The sequence below is a fragment of the Flavobacterium sp. PMTSA4 genome (genome assembly GCF_032098525.1).
Lineage (GTDB): Bacteria > Bacteroidota > Bacteroidia > Flavobacteriales > Flavobacteriaceae > Flavobacterium > Flavobacterium capsici.
The window spans coordinates 2,204,357-2,224,448 of record NZ_CP134890.1 but is presented as its reverse complement, the minus strand read 5'-3'; the positions used below and the strand labels follow the sequence as shown (position 1 = coordinate 2,224,448).

Here is a 20,092-nt window from a genome sequence, read left to right as displayed (position 1 = left end):
ACAATCGAGTTTGGGATTTTTTTATACTATCATCGTCAGCTGAATGCGCTTCCTTGCCTCATCCACTTCAAGCACTTTCACCTGTACATGCTGATGCATTTTCACCACTTCATTCACATCCGATACAAATCCTTCTTTGATTTGCGAAATATGAACCAACCCACTTTCCTTTATCCCGATGTCAACAAAACATCCAAAAGCCGTAATGTTATTAACTATTCCCGGCAAAATCATTCCTGTTCTCAAATTCCCAATCGACTTCACATTTGGGTCAAATTCAAACACCTTTGTCGCTTTCCTTGGGTCCAAACCTGGTTTTTCCAATTCCTTCAAAATATCCTTGATGCCCAAAATTCCAACCTCAGCTGTCGTATAATGTTCAGGTTGTACCAAAGCAATTTTCTCTTTGTTTCCAATCAATTCCGAAACCTTTACACCCAAATGCTTCGCCATCTTTTCAACCGTTTTATACGATTCCGGATGCACCGCCGAATTGTCTAATGGATTTTTTCCATCTTTAATTCTAATAAAAGCCGCCGCTTGTTGAAAAGCTTTGTCGCCTAGTCTCGGCACTTTCTTCAACTGATTTCTATCTTCAAAGGCACCATTCTCACTGCGAAATACCACAATATTCTCGGCCATCTTCTCTCCTATTCCGCTCACATAACTCAACAACGATTTACTCGCAGTATTCAAATTGATACCAACAGAATTCACACAACTCACCACCGTAGAATCCAGTTCTTCCTTCAATTTCGTTTGGTCAACATCATGCTGATATTGTCCAACACCTATCGATTTGGCATCAATTTTCACCAATTCCGCCAACGGATCCGATAATCTTCTGCCTATGGAAACTGCACCACGAACAGTAACATCATAATTCGAGAACTCTTCTCGAGCAATCTTACTCACCGAATACACCGAAGCACCAGCTTCCGAAACCACAAACACCTGAACTGGTTTATCAAAAGCAATCTTCTTTATAAAAAACTCAGTCTCACGACTAGCTGTTCCGTTTCCAATCGAAATCGCTTCAACATTATACGCATTCACCATCGATTTAATTTTCTTCATCGCCATCGCCGTTTCATTCTGTGGAGCATGCGGATAAATCGTTTCGTTGTATAACAAATCACCTTTTTCATCCAAACAAACCACTTTACAACCCGTTCTAAAACCTGGGTCAATTGCCAAAATTCGCTTCTCACCTAATGGCGATGCCAATAATAATTGTCTCAAATTTTCAGCAAAAACCGAAATCGCTTTTACATCTGCTTTCGTTTTGGCTTCCTGCAACGTTTCGTTAGAAATTGCTGGTTCAAGCAATCGTTTATAACTGTCTTTTATCGCTAATTCAAGATGTGGCGTCGTATCATTATTTCGTTTAATAACATTCTCTTCTATAAAATGAAGGGCTTCTTCTTTATCAATTTCAACCGAAAGTTTCACAAAGCCTTCCGTTTCTGCTCTAAGCATAGCCAACAATCGATGCGATGGCGCTTTAGAAATAGGTTCTGCCCAATCAAAATACTGCGAAAACTTCTGCGCAGCTTCCTCTTCCGATTTTCCTTTAGCAACCTTAGTAGAAATAATCCCCGAACGTTGAAACATTCGTCTGAGGTTTTTTCGAATATAAATATTCTCGTTAATCCATTCCGCAATAATGTCTCTTGCACCTTGCAAAGCATCATCTTCATTAGCGACTTTTGTATTCAAATATTTCGAAGCAATGTATTCCACATCATCGGCATTTTGCGACATGATTATTTTGGCCAATGGTTCCAAACCGTTTTCTCTGGCAACATCGGCTTTGGTTTTTTTCTTCTTTTTATACGGCAAATACAAATCTTCGATTTCTTGTAAATCAAAAGAGTTTGATATTTTAGATTTCAATTCAACAGAAAGTTGTCCTTGTTCTTCAATAGAATTCAAAACGCTTTCTTTTCGTTTCACAATGTCATCATATTGCTTAGAAAGTTTGGCAATCTGTTCAATCTGAACCTCATCAAGATTACCCGTTCTGTCTTTCCTATAACGCGAAATAAACGGAATGGTGCAATCTTCTGCTAATAATTGTAACGTCGCCTCAATGTTTTTATCAGCTGTATTTACAACCGATTTTATGAATTGTATATTGGTCATTTGTTATTGTATTTTTTTGAAAGCTAAGCCAAAGTTTTCAATCACATCGGTAATCAGCATACTTTCTTCACTTTGTTGTTCAAGAGTTAAATCGGCAGCCAAACCGTGTATAAAAACACCTAATTGTGCAGCATGAAACGGTTCATATCCTTGTGCTAAAAAAGAAGTAATCATTCCGGTCAAAGCATCACCTGAACCACCTTTTGCCAAACCAGAGTTTCCAGTTGTATTTTGAACTACTTGTTTTCCGTCAGTAATAATGGTTTGATGACTTTTTAAAACAATAACACAATCCAATTCCTTTGCTTTTTGTTTTGTGGTTTCAATTCTTTCTTCAACCGAATTCTTAACTCCAAACAATCGGTCAAACTCTTTGATATGTGGTGTAAAAATTGATTTTTTTGGAATTTTATTTAACAAATCTTTGTTCTCTGATAAAAGTGTAATCGCATCCGCATCAAACACTATTGGATTTGAATAATTCGTTATTATTTTTTCTAAAAGTGCTTCAGAATCTTTTGTGATTCCAATTCCTGGTCCAATAGCTATTGAGTCATATTTATTAAAATCTACTTGGTTTTCTCTCAAAACAATCATCGCTTCAGGAATAGAAACGAAAATGGAATTTTTCTCTTTTTCAGGAACAAAAACCGTAAGCAAACCAACACCACTTCGTAAACATGCTTTACTACAAATAATTGCTGCACCCATTTTAGTTTCACTACCTGAAATTATCAAAGCATGACCATGAGTTCCTTTATGAGAATTAGGATTCCTTCTTTTATAAATTGTTTGAATAGTATTTAAAATGAGTTTATTCATTTCTGTAAAATCTAATCCTGAACGATAAAATCTTTTGGATCTACTTTTTTATATTCAGGTTGAATATTGATGTGATTGATATGGAATTTTTTAAACAATACTTGCTCAACTTTGTCTAATAAAATATTGAATTCACTCATTGTAATATCTTCCGAACAATCTAAATGTGCTTCGAGATGCAATTCTTCATCATTTAAATGCCAAACATGAATGTGATGCAGTTTTTGAACACCTTTTATTTTATGAACTTCTCTAACTATTTCTTTAATATTAATGGTATCTGGTGTAAAAAGCATCAACATTTTTGTGGATGTTACTAATAATTTTGTGCCTACGATAATTAAATAAATAGCAATTAAAATAGTCATTACACTATCAACCCAAAACCATCCAAAATATTTCATTAATAATCCACCAACTAAAACCGCAACCGAGGCTAACATATCGGTTAATAAATGCAAATAAGCCGATTTCATATTGATGTTGTGCTCAGCATCTTTCTTTAGAAAAAGAACCGACAAACCATTTACAACAATACCTAAAATAGCTAACCAAATTACTAAATTAGATTCGATTGGATGAGGATTAAAAAATCTTTCAACTGCTCCATAAATTAAAATGCATGCCACTATAACTAAGGTTGACGCATTAACAAAAGCGGCAATTAATTCGGCACGTTTGTAACCAAACGTATTTTCTATGGAAGCTTTTTTTCGAGAAAGTTTATGAGCTACTAAACTAAAAACTAAAGATAAAACATCTGAAAAATTGTGAAGCGCATCCGAAATTAAAGCCAAACTTCCTGACACAATTCCGCCGACAATTTGAGCTATAGTGATTATAACATTTAATAAAATGGATAAAACTAGATTTTTCCCTTTTACTTCATGTTTATGAATGTGAACTTCACTCATTATTTTAAATACAATTTATTTTATCAACACGGTTTGCGTGTCTTCCGCCTTCAAAAGCTGTATTCAAAAAAGTATTTACCATTTCAACAGCTTGTGGAATTGAAGTAAAACGAGCAGGAATACTGATTACATTTGCATCATTATGTTGACGCGCTAATTCGGCAATTTCTTTTGTCCAACATAATGCTGCACGAACACCATTGTGTTTATTAACGGTCATTGCAATGCCATTTCCTGAACCGCAAATTACAATTCCAAAATGCGCTTTTTTGCTTTCTACGTCATATGCAACCGGATGACCAAAATCTGGGTAATCAACACTTTCAAAAGTATCGGTTCCATGATTAAAAATTTCGTGTCCTTTTGATTGTAAAAATTCTACAATTGCTTTTTTGTATTCTGGTCCTGCGTGATCGTTTCCTATGGAGATTTTCATAATAAGTTGTTTGTTGTTTCGATTACAAATTTAAGCAAAGAATCCTTTGTATTATTACATAATTATAACTGTTTGATTTCTAATTTATAAAGAAAAAAGGAAAATATTATTTTTTTATAACTATTTAAAAATCATTGCTTTTTATTTAATAAAAATGTTAAAAATATATAATGTTAATAGCTTTTTACAATGTCTTGATTTTCAGTTAACTTTAAATTAACATGATTTGTTAACAACTTTAGATAGAATTTTAGAAGTTTTTATAAAGGATAATTATTTTTTTCTAATCAAAAATAGAAATGAAAAAATCAAATTTAGTTTTGCTTTTTTTTAGAAAATTTATCAGCAATTTAAACATGGTTTTTAACATATTTTTTAATAAAAACTTATTAATAAAAACTAGTTTGAATTGAATGTTAACAACTGTTAATAAAAACTAAAATTTTCTTCATTTTTAGAACTTTACAATTAGTTAACACTGTTAATTTCTCTGTATAAATTAGAATAACTTTTATCGATGATTGTTTTTAAAAAACTTTTCACCATTATTAACACACTATAATAACCATCATAAAATAAATTTTTAAATTCTTTTTTTGTTTTTGTTTTTAATAGATGTTGAAAACTTTAGATTTAAAATTCAAACAATTTTTAAATTAGAATCTAAATTGTCTAAAATCTTTTGAACTATTTCTTTATCGTTTGGATGAATTTTTAGTTTGATTCCGCCGTAAGCTAAACTGGCAAATGGATCAATAGAAACTATAGTTTCGTTTTCAAAAAAATAATTGATGCCTTCATTGTCTAGAATAGATTTTAAAACAAACGTTTCTTGAGGAAAATTAAAGATTGCTATAGTAATGAAATCTTTCATAGGGTTACTTTTTATAAAGATAGTAATTGTTAGTTTTATATTAAAACTTATAACTTATAACTCATAACTTATAACTATTTCGTAATTTTCAGCATTAATTGAAAAGATACAATGAGTAAGAAACCTAAGAAATTCGGAAAAAAAGATAAAACCTATTCCGAAAAGATATTTAAAATATTATCAAAAAATGCCAATAAACCTTTTAACTACAAACAAATAGCGGCAATTTTAGAATTAAATGATACTAAAAGCAGAAATGAAATTATTAAAGATTTAAAAATTCTTGCTGCTCAAAAATTAATCATCGAAACAGAACCAGGAAAGTATTTAGTAAAAGCTTCAAGTCAACAATATTATGAAGGTGTTGTTGATATGACTTCTAGAAAAGCAGGTTATTTTGTTTGTGAAGAATTAGAAAATGACGTTTACATTCCTTTTATCAATTTAAATCATGCTTTAGATGGCGATAAAGTAAAAGCGTATGTTTACAATCGAAGAAGCTCAAGAAAGCCAGAAGCTGAAGTAATTGAAATTTTAGAAAGAGCAAAAACAGAATTTGTTGGAGTTGTTGATATTCAAAAGAATTTTGGATTTGTAACTACTGCCAATGCAAAAATGTATACCGATATTTTTATTCCAAAAAATAAATTAGCTGATGCAGAACATGGCGATGTAGTTTTAGTAAAACTCGAAGATTGGCCAGCAAAAGCTGATTCTCCTTTTGGTTCAGTAATTAAAGTTCTAGGAAAACCAGGCGAACATAATACTGAAATTCATGCTATTCTTGCTGAATATGGTTTACCTTATGATTTCCCGATTGAAGTGGATGCTTATGCAAATAAATTAGATACTTCTATAACTCAAGAAGAAATAGCAAAGCGTCGCGATATGCGTGATGTTTTAACATTTACTATTGATCCAAAAGATGCAAAAGATTTTGATGATGCGTTATCTTTTCAAGTTTTAGAAAATGGAAATTATGAAATTGGTGTGCACATTGCTGATGTTTCGCATTACTTGAAAGAAGGAACTATTTTGGATGATGAAGCATATAACAGAGCAACTTCAGTTTATTTGGTTGATAGAGTTGTTCCGATGTTACCAGAGGTATTATCAAATTTTGCATGTTCGCTTCGTCCGCATGAGGAAAAATATACGTTTTCAGCCATTTTCCAACTGAATCCAAAAGCTGAAGTTGTTGATTCATGGTTTGGAAGAACAGTAATCTATTCTGACCAACGATTTTCCTATGAAGAAGCTCAAAGTATTATTGAAACGAAATCAGATACTATTCCAGCAGAAATTTCGTTGACTGGAAATGAATATAAAGTTGATGCTAAAATTGTGGAAGCCACTTTAAAATTGGATGAATTAGCTAAAATTCTTCGTAGAAAAAGAATGGCTGCTGGAGCAATTTCTTTTGATAAAGTAGAAGTAAAATTCAATTTAAATGAACAAGCAGAACCAGTTGGCGTGTTCTTTAAAATTTCAAAAGATGCTAATCATTTAATCGAAGAATTCATGCTATTGGCAAATAGAAAAGTAGCAGAATTTATAGGAAAACAAAAGAAAACTTTTGTCTATCGTATTCACGATGAACCTAATGAAGATAAATTAATCAATCTTCAAACTGTGATTTCTAAGTTTGGTTATACAATTAACATGAAATCCAAACAAGATATTTCATATTCCTTAAATAAATTGTTGAATGAAGTAAGTGGAAAAAAAGAACAAAATTTAGTAGATACGTTGACTATACGTTCAATGAGTAAAGCTAAATATTCTACAGATAATATTGGTCATTACGGATTAGCTTTTGATTATTACAGTCATTTTACATCGCCAATTCGTCGTTATCCTGATGTTATGGTACATCGTTTACTACAATATTATCTTGATGGAGGAAAATCAGCATCAGCAGAAATATACGAAGAAAAATGTGAACATTCGAGTAATATGGAAGCATTAGCTGCTCAAGCCGAACGTGATTCTGTTAAATACATGCAAGTAAAATACATGCAAGATCATAAAGATCAAGAGTTTTTAGGTGTTATTTCTGGAGTTACTGAATGGGGAATTTACGTTGAAATTGTAGAAAATAAATGCGAAGGCATGGTTCGCATTCGTGAAATAAAAGAAGATTACTATACGTTTGACGAAAAACAATATGCTTTAGTTGGCGAAATGTCAAAAGGATTATTACAACTAGGTGATGAAGTTTATGTAAAAGTAAAAAATGCCGATTTAGTTAAAAAACAATTGGATTTTCACTTTATAAGAAGAAACGAAAAATAATTTAAGTTTATGAAAAAAATAGTTTTTAGTTTATTAGTATTCAGCTCAATAGCATTTGGACAAGTAAATAAAAATTTAGGTGATTTTGATAAAGTAACATCTTTTGATAAAATTGATGTGATGTTAATTCCATCATCAGAAAACAAAATTGTTATTGACGGAAAAGAAGCAAACGAAGTAGAATTAGTTAATAAAAATGGTGAATTAAAAATCAGAATGCCATTTACAAAAATTCTTTCGGGTGATGATATTTCAGTGACTTTATATTTTAAAAAAATCAATGCTGTTGAAGCAAATGAAGGTTCAAGAATAGCTTGTGGCGATTTAATTAAATCCACTTCTTTTGAAATAAATGCAAAAGAAGGTTCTGAAATAAAATTGTATTTAGAAACACAAAAACTATCAGGAAGAATTGCAAATGGTTCAAATGTAAAATTGACAGGTAATGCTATTAATCAAGATATTTTGGTTAATTCAGGTGGAATTTATGAAGCTGAAAATTTAAAAACAGAACAAACTACTGTAACCTGTAATGCTGGTGGACAAGCAAATATTTTTGCTACAGTTTTAGTTGATGCTAAAGTTCGTGCTGGTGGAGAAATTACGATTTATGGAAAACCAAAAGAAATAAATCAGAAAGTAATTGCTGGCGGAACGATTAGAGAAGCAAAGTAATTTATTTTTTTAGGTTAAGATTAAATTTTAACTTGCAGTGTCAAAACACAAACAATGATTTTTTTAAACGATATTTTATCTGCCATTCCTCTAGGTTTCTTTCTAAGTTTTATGATTGGACCAGTTTTTTTTGTATTACTAGAAACCAGTGTTGTTAAAGGTTTTCGAGCTGCAGTAATGTTTGATTTAGGAGTTGTTTTAGCGGATATAGTTTTTATTCTCATTGCATTTTTTAGTAGTTATCGTTTAATTCAAAGTATAAAGGATGATCCAGCATTGTTTATTTTTGGAGGATTAGTTATGCTTACTTACGGAATTATTTCATTCATTAATAACAGAAAAGAAGCAAAGAAAAATATTGATCCAGAAGATCCAACAGAGTTAGCGAAAAATAATTATTTTTCGCTTTTTATGAAAGGCTTTTTCTTGAACTTTATCAATATTGGTGTACTAGGTTTTTGGTTGGCAATTTTAATAACAATTGGTCCACAATTAGAGTTAAAATCTTCTAGAATGTTGACCTTTTTTACAACTCTAATTATAGTTTATTTTATTACAGATTTGTTTAAAATAATTTTAGCAAAACAATTAAGAAAGCAATTAAACCCAAAAAATATTCTTTTGATTAAAAAGTTTATTAGTATTGTTTTAATTATTTGTGGACTGGTTTTATTATCTCAGGCTTGGTTTCCAAAAGAAAGAAAGATTGTAGATAAAGCTTTTGAGAAATTAGAGAAAAATAAATAAAAAAACCTCCAAGTTTCCTTGAAGGTTTTTTGAGGCATCGTCCGGATTCGAACCGGAGTATACGGTTTTGCAGACCGGTGCCTAGCCGCTCGGCCACGATGCCAGTTGGACGGCAAATATACTAAAAAGTTTAAAGTTTAAAAGTTTAAAGTTTAAAAAGTTTCAATTTCAACTTATAACTCAAAAATCATAACTATAAACTAATTTCTGTATTCTTCCATTTCAATAGTAACCGCTTCAACATCACCACCAATTGGAGGATTTAGTTTAGAAACAGCTAATATAATTCGAGAAACTTCAGGAATTTCACCAAAAATTCTAGCAATAATTCTATGAGCAACATGTTCTAATAAATTAGAACGAATTGCCATTTCTTCTACTACAATTTTATTTAAAAGAACATAATCTACAGTATCTTTTAAGTGATCAGAAAGAGAAGATTTTCTCAAATCCGTTTTTATTTCTAAATCAACACGATAATCAGAACCTATTTTTGCTTCTTCCATCAAACAACCATGGAAAGAAAAAGTGCGTATGTTTTGTAATTTAATTGTTCCCATTTTATTGCTTTTCAGTTCTGAATTTTATTCATAATTTATAAGTTTCATAAGAAAACTATAAACCATAAACCATAAACTCTAAACTTTTTTATCTTTGCTAAAATTACGAAAATAATGTCAACAGAAGAGAAGTCTTTAAATTTCATTGAACAAATTATTGAAGAAGATTTAAAACACGGTTTACCAAATGATAAGCTGCGTTTTCGTTTTCCACCTGAACCAAATGGTTATTTACATGTTGGTCATGCTAGTGCAATTTGTTTAAATTTTGGATTGGGTTTAGATTATAATTCGCCAGTAAATTTGCGTTTTGATGATACCAATCCAGCCAAAGAAGAACAAGAATATGTTGATGCCATTAAGCGTGATATCGAATGGTTAGGATATGAATGGGCAAATGAATGTTATGCTTCTGATTATTTTCAACAATTATACGATTGGGCAGTTGAGTTTATTAAAAAAGGGAAAGCTTATGTTGATAGTCAAACTTCAGAAGAAATGGCTATCCAAAAAGGAACACCAACAACACCTGGAACAAATTCACCTTATAGAAATCGTTCAGTTGAAGAAAATTTAAACCTTTTCGAGCGCATGAAAAAAGGCGAATTTGAAGAAGGAACACATATTCTTCGTGCTAAAATTGATATGACACACAACAATATGTTGATGCGTGACCCAATTATGTATCGAATTCTAAAAAAACACCATCATAGAACTGGAAATGACTGGTGTATTTATCCAATGTACGATTGGGCACATGGAGAAAGTGATTATTTAGAACAAATTTCACATTCATTTTGTACGCTGGAATTTTTACCTCATCGTGAATTATACGATTGGTTTTTAGACCAAATTTATGATGATAAAAAAGTGCGTCCAAAGCAAAGAGAATTTGCGCGCAGAAATCTATCGCATACTGTAGTTTCTAAACGTAAATTATTGCAATTAGTTGAAGAAAAACACGTTACTGGTTGGGATGATCCAAGAATGAGTACCATTTCAGGAATGCGTCGTCGTGGTTATCCACCAATGGCAATTCGTAATTTTGCTAAAACTATTGGTATTGCAAAACGTACAAATTTGATAGATGTTTCGCTTTTGGAGTTTTGTGTTCGTGAAGAATTGAACAAAACCGCTCCACGAGTTATGGCAGTTTTAAACCCCGTGAAATTAGTTATTACCAATTATCCTGAAGGAAAAGAAGAATGGTTGGAAGCAGAAAATAATCCGGAAGAAGAAGTAATGACGTATAGAAAAGTACCTTTTTCTAAAGAATTATACATTGAAAGAGAAGATTTTCAGGAAGAAGCACACAAGAAGTTTTTCCGATTAACTTTAGGAACTGAAGTGCGTTTAAAAAATGCGTATATTATTAAAGGTGAAAGTGTTATAAAAGATGAAAACGGAAATATTACCGAAATTCATTGCACTTATGATGTCGATTCTAAATCTGGAAGTGGAACTGAAGCCAGTCAACGAAAAGTAAAAGGAACAATACATTGGGTTTCTATAGAACATGCTATTGAAGCCGAAGTTCGAGTTTACGACCGATTATTTACCAATGAAAATCCAGATGGAAATAAAGAAGTTGATTTTAAAGAATACATCAATCCAAACTCTTTAGAAATAATAACGGGTTATGTTGAACCAAGTTTGCAAACAGCTAAAAATTTAGATCAATTCCAATTTCAACGTTTGGGTTATTTTTGTGTTGACAAAGATTCATCAGCTGAAAAATTAGTTTTTAATAAAACAGTTGGTCTTCGTGATACTTGGGCAAAAGTAGAAAGTAAAGAATAAAACAAACTATAAGTTTTATAAATGAAAATCCCGAAACACTTCGGGATTTTTCTATTATTAGAATTAACTATTACTAGTAAAATAATTATCAAAAATACTTATTAAAAGTGACTTTCATATTTTGAATTAAATCAAAAAATAAAAAAGTTTAATATGATTTGCTATTTGATAATACGAAAATGGCTTAAATCGATTTATTTTAATTTTTGATAAAAAAAGGATGAATATTTATGTAGTTTAGTCTATTTATATGGAAAAATTGAAAACATAAAAAAAGAGCCAAATTTTTGGCTCTTTCAAAATTAAATTAAAAACTTGATTTTATTCTTCAGATTCATTTTTTTCTAAATCGTCTGAATTTCGTTTTGATAATCTTTTTGTGCTATTCGCTTTTTTCATGGCTTCACCTACTTGGTTACTCGCTGTGAAACTTGCCACCATATTGTTTAACATATCACTTCCTGCTTGTGGCGAATTTGGTAACAAAATTAAATTCGAATTGGTGTCAGCACCAATGGCTTGCAACGTGTCATAATGTTGTGTAACCACAATTAAAGCTGATGCTTCTTGCGAATTGATACCAACACTATTTAAAACTTCCACACTTTCTAACAAACCTTTAGCAATTTCTCTTCTTTGGTCAGCAATACCTTGACCTTGAAGTTTTTTGCTTTCAGCTTCAGCTTTTGCTTTGGCAACAATTCTAATTCTGCTTGCTTCCGCTTCATATTCGGCTGCAGTCTTTTCTCTATCGGCAGCGTTAATTCTATTCATCGCATTTTTTACTTGAATATCTGGATCGATATCGGTAATCAACGTGTTGATGATATCATATCCATAAGTAGTCATTGCATCATTCAATTCACGTTTTACAGCTACAGCTACATCATCTTTTCTTTCGAAAACGTCATCTAATTTTAATTTTGGAACTTCAGCACGAACAACGTCAAATACATACGAAGTAATTTGATCATGTGGATATTCTAATTTATAAAACGCTTCATATACTTTTTCTTGAATTACTTTAAATTGAACCGAAACTTTTAGTTTAACAAACACGTTGTCTTTGGTTTTGGTTTCAATAATAACGTCTAATTGTTGAATTCTAAGATTTACACGACCAGCAATTCTATCAATAATTGGAACTTTTAATTGCAATCCCGAGTTTCGAATGCTTTGAAATTTCCCAAATCGTTCTACTATAAAAGACGATTGCTGCTTGACCGTAAAGAACGAAGCAAAAAGAATAAACAAACCTAATACAATAGGGATAATAATAAATTCCATAATTTTTAATGATTTTAATGTTAGTAAAGTAGTTGTACGAAATATTGTTTATGTTTGTTACAAATTACAAGCTACTTATTTTATGAACAAACTATTTACGCTTATTGTTTTGTGTTGTACAACAATAAGTTTTGCCCAGTACGGCTATCGTGATGGTAATCGTATTGGTATTTCTGCAGGAGTTTCTCAAACCACTTTATTTACCAATAATTTTACTGCTTCACCTGAATTAGGTTTTGCTGGTGGACTTTCGGTTCGTGGAAATTATTATAATAATTGGAGTATGATTTATGGAATGCAGTTTTTTTCTAATAATTTTAATTTAGAATCTACTTTTAATCAAAAAATAAAATATAATCTTCAAGGTGTTCAAGTTCGTATTCTTTTTAGTTACAATGTAGTTGAAGATCATGTTTCTTTAGATTTTGGACCAGTTTTACAAGTAAACGGAAAATTAAAAGTGGCAACATCTGATGAAAATAAAATTCTAAAAGGAACATTGCTTCAAGCCGACCAAATTATCGATATTTCGCCAGTTAGTGGTAATTTTTACCTAGGAGTTTCTGCTGGAAATAAAACTATTAGAGCAGTTATTTTTTATGAATATGGTTTTACCAATATCCTTAACCGATTAAACAAAGATGATGCCTTGAAAGTTTTAAATAACGGTGATAAATTCAAAGGAAACCTTGGAACTATCAATGGACAAGTAATTATTAATTTATAAAAAACCTTAACCAATTAATTTAATTTTTATGAAAAAACTAATTTTTTTATTTTTAGTTTCAATAACAAGTTATTCACAAATTGTTGTTGGAGAATAGAGAATGTTTGATGATAGTCCAAACAAGAATAAACAAGAACAAATAGATTTATTAAAACAGAAGAAAACCTTGTTTATTTTACCTCCAACTTTTAACATTAAAGATTATGCATCAATACTTTCAGGTGTTTGGGATATTTCTCCTTATGAAATAATTTGGACAGTTGATTTTAATAAAATGTCTGCTGATGAGCGATTAGATAAATATCCAAATAAAGACTATAATTATTTTAAATTAGCTTCAACAAAATATACTAGAACGACTAAAAGTGGTGCAAAAGTTGATTATCTTTTTAATACCATGAATTTAAACGTTTATAAATTCAAAAAAACTAACAAAAAAGGATATGATGAATATGATGCCACAAGTGTTGCAACTATATTTTTTACACCAAATATTGAACAAAGAAGAGAAAACCCTACAGCTAAAAATATAAATCCTAGAGAATTTATAAATTTTGATTTGGGGTATTTAAAATCGTATCTAAAAGTTGTTAATAGTAAATTAAAATCTAATGGATATTTAAATTGTTATAATGACACCTATGATAAGGTAAATATTAAAAACCTTCAAAAGCAAAAACTATTTATACCGTCATCAATAGATGTAAAATACAATGCTTTTTCTAGAACAGAAGGAAAAAAAAGAGATAAAGATGAACTTCTTGAAGATTATAAATTTCCTTATGAGTTGATTACTGATGAAGAGTTGAATGAAAAATTAGAGAATGACGAACAGATTTATTTTTTACAGTACACACAAGTTAATGGTGATAAGTTGATTTCAGTTATAGATTCAAAAACCAATGATATAATTTACAGTTCAAAAACTGGTTGGTCTTACAATATAAAAGCAAAAGATTTTAAGGCAATTTCAAATAAAGTTGAAGATTAATACAATAAATAAATCCCGAGTAATCGGGATTTTGTTTTTTTATAAACAACCGTTTGTTTGAAAGTTACTCAATAATTAATAAGCAACATCGAGTACAGAATAAACCACACTCAATAACTATTAAACCACATCGAGTAACTAGTAAACATTACTCGATAACTAGAAAGCAACATTGAGTAACTAGTAAGCATTACTCGATAACTATTAAACAACACTGAGTAAGTAGTAAACGTTATTCAATAACTAATAAGGGACATAGAGTAAGTAATAAGCATTACCCGACAACTAGTAAACAACATCGAGTAATTAGTAAGCAAATTAAAAAATCCCTGAAAATCAGGGATTTTTTGTTTTTATAAAGTAGCTATTGCTTTTTCAATTCGTTTTATGGTTTCATCTTTTCCAATCATTTCGATTATGTCAAAAAGATGTGGTCCTTTTAAAGCACCAACCAAGCTTAGTCGTAACGGTTGCATTACTTTTCCCATTCCTATTTCGTTTTTAGTCATCCAATCTTTCACAATCGTTTCGACATTGACAGAAGTAAAATCTCCAATGTTTTCAAGAACCGAAATTACTTGTTGCATCAAATTTGGCGTTTCTTCTTTCCAGTTTTTGGCTGCTTTTTCATCATATGATGTTGGTGCTACAAAGAAATAATCACTCAATTCCCAAAAATCAGAAACAAAGTTTGCACGTTCTTTTATCGAAGAAACTATTTTTACTAATGACGTGTAATCAACATCAGTTCCTTTTTCATAAACAATAGGAGCAAAGGCTTTTGCTAATTCTTCATCATTTTGTTTTTGTAAATATTGATGATTAAACCATTTGTTTTTCTCTGGGTCAAATTTAGCTCCAGCTTTGTGAACTCTATTTAAATCAAATTTTTCACAAAGTTCCTCCAATGAAAACAGTTCTTGGTCTGTTCCATCATTCCAACCTAATAATGCTAAAAAATTAACAACAGCTTCTGGGAAAAATCCTTTTTCTCTATAACCTGATGAAATTGTGCCGTCTTCATTTTTCCAATCTAATGGAAATACAGGAAATCCCATTTTATCACCATCGCGTTTTGATAATTTTCCGTTACCAATTGGTTTTAAAATTAATGGTAAATGAGCAAATTCTGGCGCTTCCCAACCAAAAGCTTTGTACAACAAACTGTGTAAAGGCAAACTTGGCAACCATTCTTCACCACGAATTACATGCGATGTTTCCATCAAATGGTCGTCAACTATGTTCGCTAAATGATAGGTTGGCATTCCATCCGATTTAAATAAAACTTTATCATCTAATAAATTAGTTTCAAATTTAATATCACCACGAATGATATCTTTTAAATGCAACGTTTCATTTACAGGAGTTTTAAAACGTATTACAAAGGCTTCACCATTGGCAATTCTCTTTTCGGTTTCTTCTTTAGAAATTACTAAAGAAGTATCTAATTTTTCACGATTGTGCCAATTGTAAATAAAGGTTTTGCCTTGTTCTTCGTGTTGTTTTCTATGAAAATCTAATGCTTCGGCAGTATCAAAAGCATAATAAGCCCAACCTTTCTCTATTAGTTCATCAGCGTATTGTTTGTATAAATGTTTTCGTTCGCTTTGACGATATGGTCCAAATTTTTCGTTTTTTCCAACGGTTTCACTTGGAGCAATTCCTAACCATTCTAATGCTTCAAAAATATAGGCTTCAGCACCAGGAACAAATCGATTTTGGTCGGTATCTTCAATACGTAAATAGAAAACACCGTTATGTTTTTTGGCAAATAAATAATTGAATAACGCAGTTCTAACACCACCAATATGCAATGGTCCAGTTGGACTTGGCGCAAAACGAACTCTTACAGGTCTTGACATTTTTACTAATTTTTGGCAAAGATACAATTGTCGTTGTAATTGACATTGCTATTAAAATTGAAATTTGCTTTAATTTATTTTTAACTTTTATTGTATCTATAAATTTGTACATTTATCGGTTATAAACAAAAGACTAACAATTTTGGATAAATCGAACCTTATTTATGACAAGTTAGAAAACTTCATTAAGAAGTTTTATACCAATGAATTACTTCGTGGAACATTATTTTTCATCGGATTGGGTTTGTTGTATTTTATTTTTACGTTGTTCGTTGAATATTTTCTTTGGTTAAAACCAACGGCAAGAACTATTTTATTTTGGACTTTTATAGCGGTTGAAGTCTTTCTTTTGCTTCGATTTATTGCTTTTCCATTGTTTAAATTGTTCAAACTCCAAAAAGGAATTGATTATAATGAAGCATCCAAAATCATTGGAAATCATTTTAGTGAAGTAGGCGATAAGCTGACTAATTTTTTACAGCTTTCTCAAGATAAAAACAAATCAGAATTGCTTTTAGCATCTATAGACCAAAAGGCAAGTACATTGCAGCCTATTCCGTTTAGCAATGCAATTAATTTTGGAACCAATAAAAAATATTTGCCACTAGCGATTATTCCTATTTTGTTTTTTACATTCTTTTATATTTCGGGAAACAGTAATATTATTTCGCAAAGCTTAAATCGTGTGGTAAATTATAAAGAGCAATTTCTTCCGCCTGCACCATTTGAATTTGTGATTTTGAATCAAAATTTACAAACCGAGCAAAACAAAGACTTTCTGTTGAAAGTAAAAACAGTTGGAAAAATTGTTCCTGAAAACGCTATGATTGTAGTTGGAGATGAAAGCTATTTTATGGAAAAAGGAGAAACAGGTGAGTTTCAATTTATAATTCCAAAGCCAACAGAAAAACTAGAGCTTCATTTAGAAGCTAATAACATAAAATCTAAAGATTATGAGTTGAACGTAATAACAGTTCCGTCGATTGCCAATTTTGAAATGGTTTTAAATTTTCCGGGTTATATCAATAAAAAATCAGAAATTATTAAAGGAACTGGAAATGCCATTCTTCCCGAAGGAACAAAAGTTACTTGGCAAATGAATACGATTGCTACCCAGAAAGTTGATTGGATTTCTGAAACGACCAAGCAGGCATTTGCAAAAACAGATAATTTATTTTCACTTTCTAAGAATATCAATCAAAATATTGAATATCAAATTCTTACTTCAAATAATAAAGTAAAGAATTATGAAAAGTTGAACTATCAAATTTCAGTAATTAAAGATCAGTTTCCAACAATCACTGTTAATGCTGCGCCAGATAGTTTAAAAGTGAATAAAAACTATTTATTAGGCCAAATTTCGGATGATTATGGCTTAACCAAGCTACAGGTCATTTATTATCCAAAAGGCACACCTAATGCTGTAAAGCGTGGAACAATTGCAGTTAAAAAAGATAGTTATGATCAATTTGTGTTTTCTTTCCCAAGCACTTTGCCCGTTGACGAAGGCGTAACTTATGAATATTATTTCGAAGTATTTGACAATGACGCTATTCATAATTATAAGAGCACCAAATCATCTGTCTTTACGAACAGAATTGAAACTCAGTCTGAAAAAGAAGACCAAATACTGCAACAACAGAATGACAATATTAATGCATTGTCTAAATCGTTAAAAGAACAAGATAAACAGTTATCTGAAATGGATAAGTTGCAAAAAATGGGTAAAGAAAAAGATAATTTAGAATATAAAGATCAACAAAAAGTAAATGAGTTTTTAGAACGTCAAAAAAAACAAGATGAAATGATGAAAGAGTTTGCCGAGAAGATGAAAGACAATCTCGACAAATTTAAATCGGAAGAAAAAGACGAGAAGAAAGAAGCGTTGCAAGAACGATTGGAAAAGACTCAAAAAGATTTAGAAAAAAACCAAAAGCTTTTGGACGAACTTAAAAAACTGAACGATAAAATTAGTAAAGAAGAATTGTTCGAAAAAATGGAGAAATTCCAAAAGGAAAGTAAAAATCAAACCAAAAGTTTAGAACAGTTAGTTGAGTTAACTAAACGATATTATGTTGAAAAGAAAGCAGAACAAATAGCTGACAAACTAAACAAATTAGCTGAAAAACAAGATAAACTTTCGGAAAAGAATGAAGAGAATAATGCTACAAAGCAAGACGAAATCAATAAAGAGTTTGATAAAATTCAAGAAGAATTGAATCAATTAGAAAAAGACAATAAAGATTTAAAATCTCCAATGGATTTACCTAAAACGGACGAAAAGGAGAAAAGCATTGATGAAGATTTAAATAACGCTAAAGAACAATTACAAAAGCAACAAAAAGATAAAGCAAAAACAAAACAAAAGAATGCATCTAAGAAGATGAAAGAAATGAGTCAGCAAATGATGGATATGATGACTTCTGGCGAAATGGAACAAATGGATGAAGATATCGCCATGCTTCGTCAAGTATTAGATAACCTATTGGCATTTTCTTTTTCTGAAGAAGACGTAATGAAACAATTCAAAGGATTGAAACGCGGCGCACCATCTTTTAATAAAAATTTAAAAATTCAACAGGATTTAAAGCAGCAATTTAAGCATGTTGACGACAGCTTGTTTGCGATGTCTTTACGTAACCCTAAAATTGCTGAAGATGTTACCAAAGAAATTGGAAATGTTCAATATAATGTTGATAAAGCTTTAGAAAATCTTGCCGAAGCCAATATTCCAAAAGGAAATTCTCACCAACAATATGCGGTTTCTGCTTCAAACAAATTGGCAGACATGCTTAGCGATATTCTTAATGGAATGCAGATGCAAATGTCGGGAGCAGGAATGGGTAAACCAAAACCTGGACAAGGCAAAGGAGAAATACAGTTGCCTGATATTATTCAAAAACAAGAAGGATTAGGTGAAAAAATGAAGAAAGGAATGAAAAAAGGTGAAAAACCTGGAGAAGGTCAAGAAGGTCAAGAAGGCGAACCCAAGAATGGAAGTCAAGGTAATAAAGACGGACAAGGTCAAGGTAAAAATGGGAAAAATGGTCAATCTGGAGGAAATGGAAATTCTCAAGGAAATAAGGATGGCGAAAATGGACAAGATGGCGAAGGTGATGCAAAAGCCATAATGGAGATTTATAAAGAACAGCAACAACTTCGAGAAGCTCTACAAAAAGAGTTGAATAAACAAGGCATTGGCGGAAGTGGTCAAGGTACTCTAGATAAGATGAAAGAAATTGAGAAGCAATTACTTAACAAAGGATTCAATAATGAAACCCTGCAAAAGGTTTTAAATTTAAAATATGAATTGCTAAAATTAGACAAAGCTATACAACAACAAGGTGAAGATAAAAAGCGTCAATCTGAAACGAATAAGAAAGAATATAATAATCAAGTTAATTCTTTACCTACCAAACTTCAAGATTATTTAAACAGTATTGAAATTTTAAATAGACAAAGCTTACCTTTACGCTCCAATTTTAATCAAAAAGTTCAAGAATATTTCAAAAACAATGACAAGTTATAATTATGAACTTGATTTTCAGTTAGATAATGAAGAGAACTATTCTTTTTGGATAGAAAATGTCGTTATTTCTGAAAATAAAGTCTTAGGAGAAGTAAATTATATTTTTTGTGATGATGATTATCTGTTAGAAATTAACAAGCAATACTTAAATCATGATTATTTTACTGATATTATTAGTTTTGATTATTCAGAAGGCAATTTAATTTCAGGAGATATTTTTATTTCTATTGATAGGGTTAAAGAAAACGCTAGTGATTTTAATGTTTCTTTTGAAGATGAATTAAAACGTGTCATTATTCATGGTATTCTTCATTATTGTGGTTATAAAGATAAATCATCAGCTGAAGCAGAAATGATGAGAAGCAAAGAAGAAGAAAAAATTAAAATGTTCCACGTGAAACATTAAACGAAAGTTTTAAATAAAACGT

16 protein-coding genes and 1 tRNA gene are annotated in these 20,092 nt (G+C 30.8%); 8 read left to right on the top strand and 9 right to left on the bottom strand.

Going from position 1 to position 20,092, the window contains the following annotated elements; all coding sequences use genetic code 11:
• Positions 1–21 precede the first annotated feature (21 nt).
• From RN605_RS10150 to RN605_RS10130, 5 genes are all read right to left on the bottom strand, one after another.
• Positions 22–2,145 (bottom strand): Tex family protein, encoded by a 2,124-nt coding sequence (locus RN605_RS10150; protein WP_313324549.1) that lies wholly within the window; start codon positions 2,143–2,145, stop codon positions 22–24.
• A gap of 3 nt (positions 2,146–2,148) precedes the next feature.
• On the bottom strand, positions 2,149–2,967 hold the full coding sequence (locus RN605_RS10145) for an NAD(P)H-hydrate dehydratase (RefSeq protein ID WP_313324547.1): 819 nt from the start codon (positions 2,965–2,967) through the stop codon (positions 2,149–2,151).
• Between the two features lie 11 nt (positions 2,968–2,978).
• Positions 2,979–3,881, bottom strand: a complete 903-nt coding sequence (locus RN605_RS10140) for a cation diffusion facilitator family transporter (protein ID WP_313324546.1) — start codon at positions 3,879–3,881, stop codon at positions 2,979–2,981.
• Between the two features lie 4 nt (positions 3,882–3,885).
• Positions 3,886–4,317, bottom strand: a complete 432-nt coding sequence (rpiB, locus tag RN605_RS10135; RefSeq protein ID WP_313324545.1) for a ribose 5-phosphate isomerase B — start codon at positions 4,315–4,317, stop codon at positions 3,886–3,888.
• A 640-nt stretch (positions 4,318–4,957) separates the two neighbouring features.
• Positions 4,958–5,191 carry a DUF2007 domain-containing protein gene (locus RN605_RS10130; protein WP_313324544.1) on the bottom strand — a complete coding sequence of 78 codons (234 nt, stop codon included), beginning with the start codon at positions 5,189–5,191 and terminating at the stop codon, positions 4,958–4,960.
• A gap of 111 nt (positions 5,192–5,302) precedes the next feature.
• Here RN605_RS10130 and rnr point away from each other — a divergent pair, with 111 nt between their 5' ends.
• Genes rnr through RN605_RS10115 form a run of 3 tightly spaced genes read left to right on the top strand, consistent with a single transcriptional unit; the run spans position 5,303 to position 8,908 of the window.
• A complete protein-coding gene (rnr, locus tag RN605_RS10125) occupies positions 5,303–7,486 on the top strand; it encodes a ribonuclease R (protein ID WP_313324542.1) in 2,184 nt (727 codons plus the stop codon).
• A gap of 9 nt (positions 7,487–7,495) precedes the next feature.
• A complete protein-coding gene (locus tag RN605_RS10120) occupies positions 7,496–8,161 on the top strand; it encodes a head GIN domain-containing protein (protein ID WP_313324540.1) in 666 nt (221 codons plus the stop codon).
• A gap of 54 nt (positions 8,162–8,215) precedes the next feature.
• A complete protein-coding gene (locus RN605_RS10115) occupies positions 8,216–8,908 on the top strand; it encodes a LysE family translocator (RefSeq protein ID WP_313324539.1) in 693 nt (230 codons plus the stop codon).
• A 32-nt stretch (positions 8,909–8,940) separates the two neighbouring features.
• Here RN605_RS10115 and RN605_RS10110 read toward each other — a convergent pair.
• Together RN605_RS10110 and folB are read right to left on the bottom strand one after the other, a co-directional pair.
• Positions 8,941–9,011 (bottom strand) — tRNA-Cys (locus tag RN605_RS10110).
• A 97-nt stretch (positions 9,012–9,108) separates the two neighbouring features.
• Entirely contained in the window at positions 9,109–9,468 is a 360-nt protein-coding gene (folB, locus tag RN605_RS10105; protein ID WP_313324538.1) for a dihydroneopterin aldolase, read from the bottom strand.
• 114 nt (positions 9,469–9,582) lie between these two features.
• On the opposite strand from folB, the gene RN605_RS10100 reads away from it, so the two are divergent.
• On the top strand, positions 9,583–11,268 hold the full coding sequence (locus RN605_RS10100) for a glutamine--tRNA ligase/YqeY domain fusion protein (RefSeq protein ID WP_313324537.1): 1,686 nt from the start codon (positions 9,583–9,585) through the stop codon (positions 11,266–11,268).
• A 321-nt stretch (positions 11,269–11,589) separates the two neighbouring features.
• Here the strand turns inward: RN605_RS10100 and RN605_RS10095 are convergent, their stop codons facing one another.
• A complete protein-coding gene (locus RN605_RS10095; protein ID WP_313324536.1) occupies positions 11,590–12,555 on the bottom strand; it encodes an SPFH domain-containing protein in 966 nt (321 codons plus the stop codon).
• A gap of 82 nt (positions 12,556–12,637) precedes the next feature.
• On the opposite strand from RN605_RS10095, the gene RN605_RS10090 reads away from it, so the two are divergent.
• Both RN605_RS10090 and RN605_RS10085 read left to right on the top strand, forming a co-directional pair.
• Positions 12,638–13,282: a porin family protein gene (locus tag RN605_RS10090; RefSeq protein WP_313324535.1), complete on the top strand. Its 645-nt coding sequence runs from the start codon at positions 12,638–12,640 to the stop codon at positions 13,280–13,282.
• A 100-nt stretch (positions 13,283–13,382) separates the two neighbouring features.
• Positions 13,383–14,273, top strand: coding sequence for a hypothetical protein (locus RN605_RS10085; RefSeq protein WP_313324534.1), 891 nt, complete (start codon positions 13,383–13,385; stop codon positions 14,271–14,273).
• Between the two features lie 353 nt (positions 14,274–14,626).
• Here RN605_RS10085 and gltX read toward each other — a convergent pair whose 3' ends face one another.
• Complete coding sequence (gltX, locus tag RN605_RS10080; RefSeq protein ID WP_313324533.1) at positions 14,627–16,135, bottom strand: glutamate--tRNA ligase; 1,509 nt, start codon at positions 16,133–16,135, stop codon at positions 14,627–14,629.
• A 142-nt stretch (positions 16,136–16,277) separates the two neighbouring features.
• On the opposite strand from gltX, the gene RN605_RS10075 reads away from it, so the two are divergent.
• Positions 16,278–19,664 carry a DUF4175 family protein gene (locus tag RN605_RS10075; protein ID WP_313324532.1) on the top strand — a complete coding sequence of 1,129 codons (3,387 nt, stop codon included), beginning with the start codon at positions 16,278–16,280 and terminating at the stop codon, positions 19,662–19,664.
• Positions 19,651–20,070 (top strand): rRNA maturation RNase YbeY, encoded by a 420-nt coding sequence (gene ybeY / locus RN605_RS10070; RefSeq protein WP_313324531.1) that lies wholly within the window; start codon positions 19,651–19,653, stop codon positions 20,068–20,070. Before RN605_RS10075 ends, ybeY begins: the two co-directional genes overlap by 14 nt.
• Positions 20,071–20,092 lie beyond the last annotated feature (22 nt).

Coding starts and splice junctions, on each gene's coding strand:
- RN605_RS10150 (WP_313324549.1), bottom strand. CDS start 2,145: ATGACCAATATACAATTCATAAAATCGGTTGTAAATACAGCTGATAAA.
- RN605_RS10145 (WP_313324547.1), bottom strand. CDS start 2,967: ATGAATAAACTCATTTTAAATACTATTCAAACAATTTATAAAAGAAGG.
- RN605_RS10140 (WP_313324546.1), bottom strand. CDS start 3,881: ATGAGTGAAGTTCACATTCATAAACATGAAGTAAAAGGGAAAAATCTA.
- rpiB (WP_313324545.1), bottom strand. CDS start 4,317: ATGAAAATCTCCATAGGAAACGATCACGCAGGACCAGAATACAAAAAA.
- RN605_RS10130 (WP_313324544.1), bottom strand. CDS start 5,191: ATGAAAGATTTCATTACTATAGCAATCTTTAATTTTCCTCAAGAAACG.
- rnr (WP_313324542.1), top strand. CDS start 5,303: ATGAGTAAGAAACCTAAGAAATTCGGAAAAAAAGATAAAACCTATTCC.
- RN605_RS10120 (WP_313324540.1), top strand. CDS start 7,496: ATGAAAAAAATAGTTTTTAGTTTATTAGTATTCAGCTCAATAGCATTT.
- RN605_RS10115 (WP_313324539.1), top strand. CDS start 8,216: ATGATTTTTTTAAACGATATTTTATCTGCCATTCCTCTAGGTTTCTTT.
- folB (WP_313324538.1), bottom strand. CDS start 9,468: ATGGGAACAATTAAATTACAAAACATACGCACTTTTTCTTTCCATGGT.
- RN605_RS10100 (WP_313324537.1), top strand. CDS start 9,583: ATGTCAACAGAAGAGAAGTCTTTAAATTTCATTGAACAAATTATTGAA.
- RN605_RS10095 (WP_313324536.1), bottom strand. CDS start 12,555: ATGGAATTTATTATTATCCCTATTGTATTAGGTTTGTTTATTCTTTTT.
- RN605_RS10090 (WP_313324535.1), top strand. CDS start 12,638: ATGAACAAACTATTTACGCTTATTGTTTTGTGTTGTACAACAATAAGT.
- RN605_RS10085 (WP_313324534.1), top strand. CDS start 13,383: ATGTTTGATGATAGTCCAAACAAGAATAAACAAGAACAAATAGATTTA.
- gltX (WP_313324533.1), bottom strand. CDS start 16,135: ATGTCAAGACCTGTAAGAGTTCGTTTTGCGCCAAGTCCAACTGGACCA.
- ybeY (WP_313324531.1), top strand. CDS start 19,651: ATGACAAGTTATAATTATGAACTTGATTTTCAGTTAGATAATGAAGAG.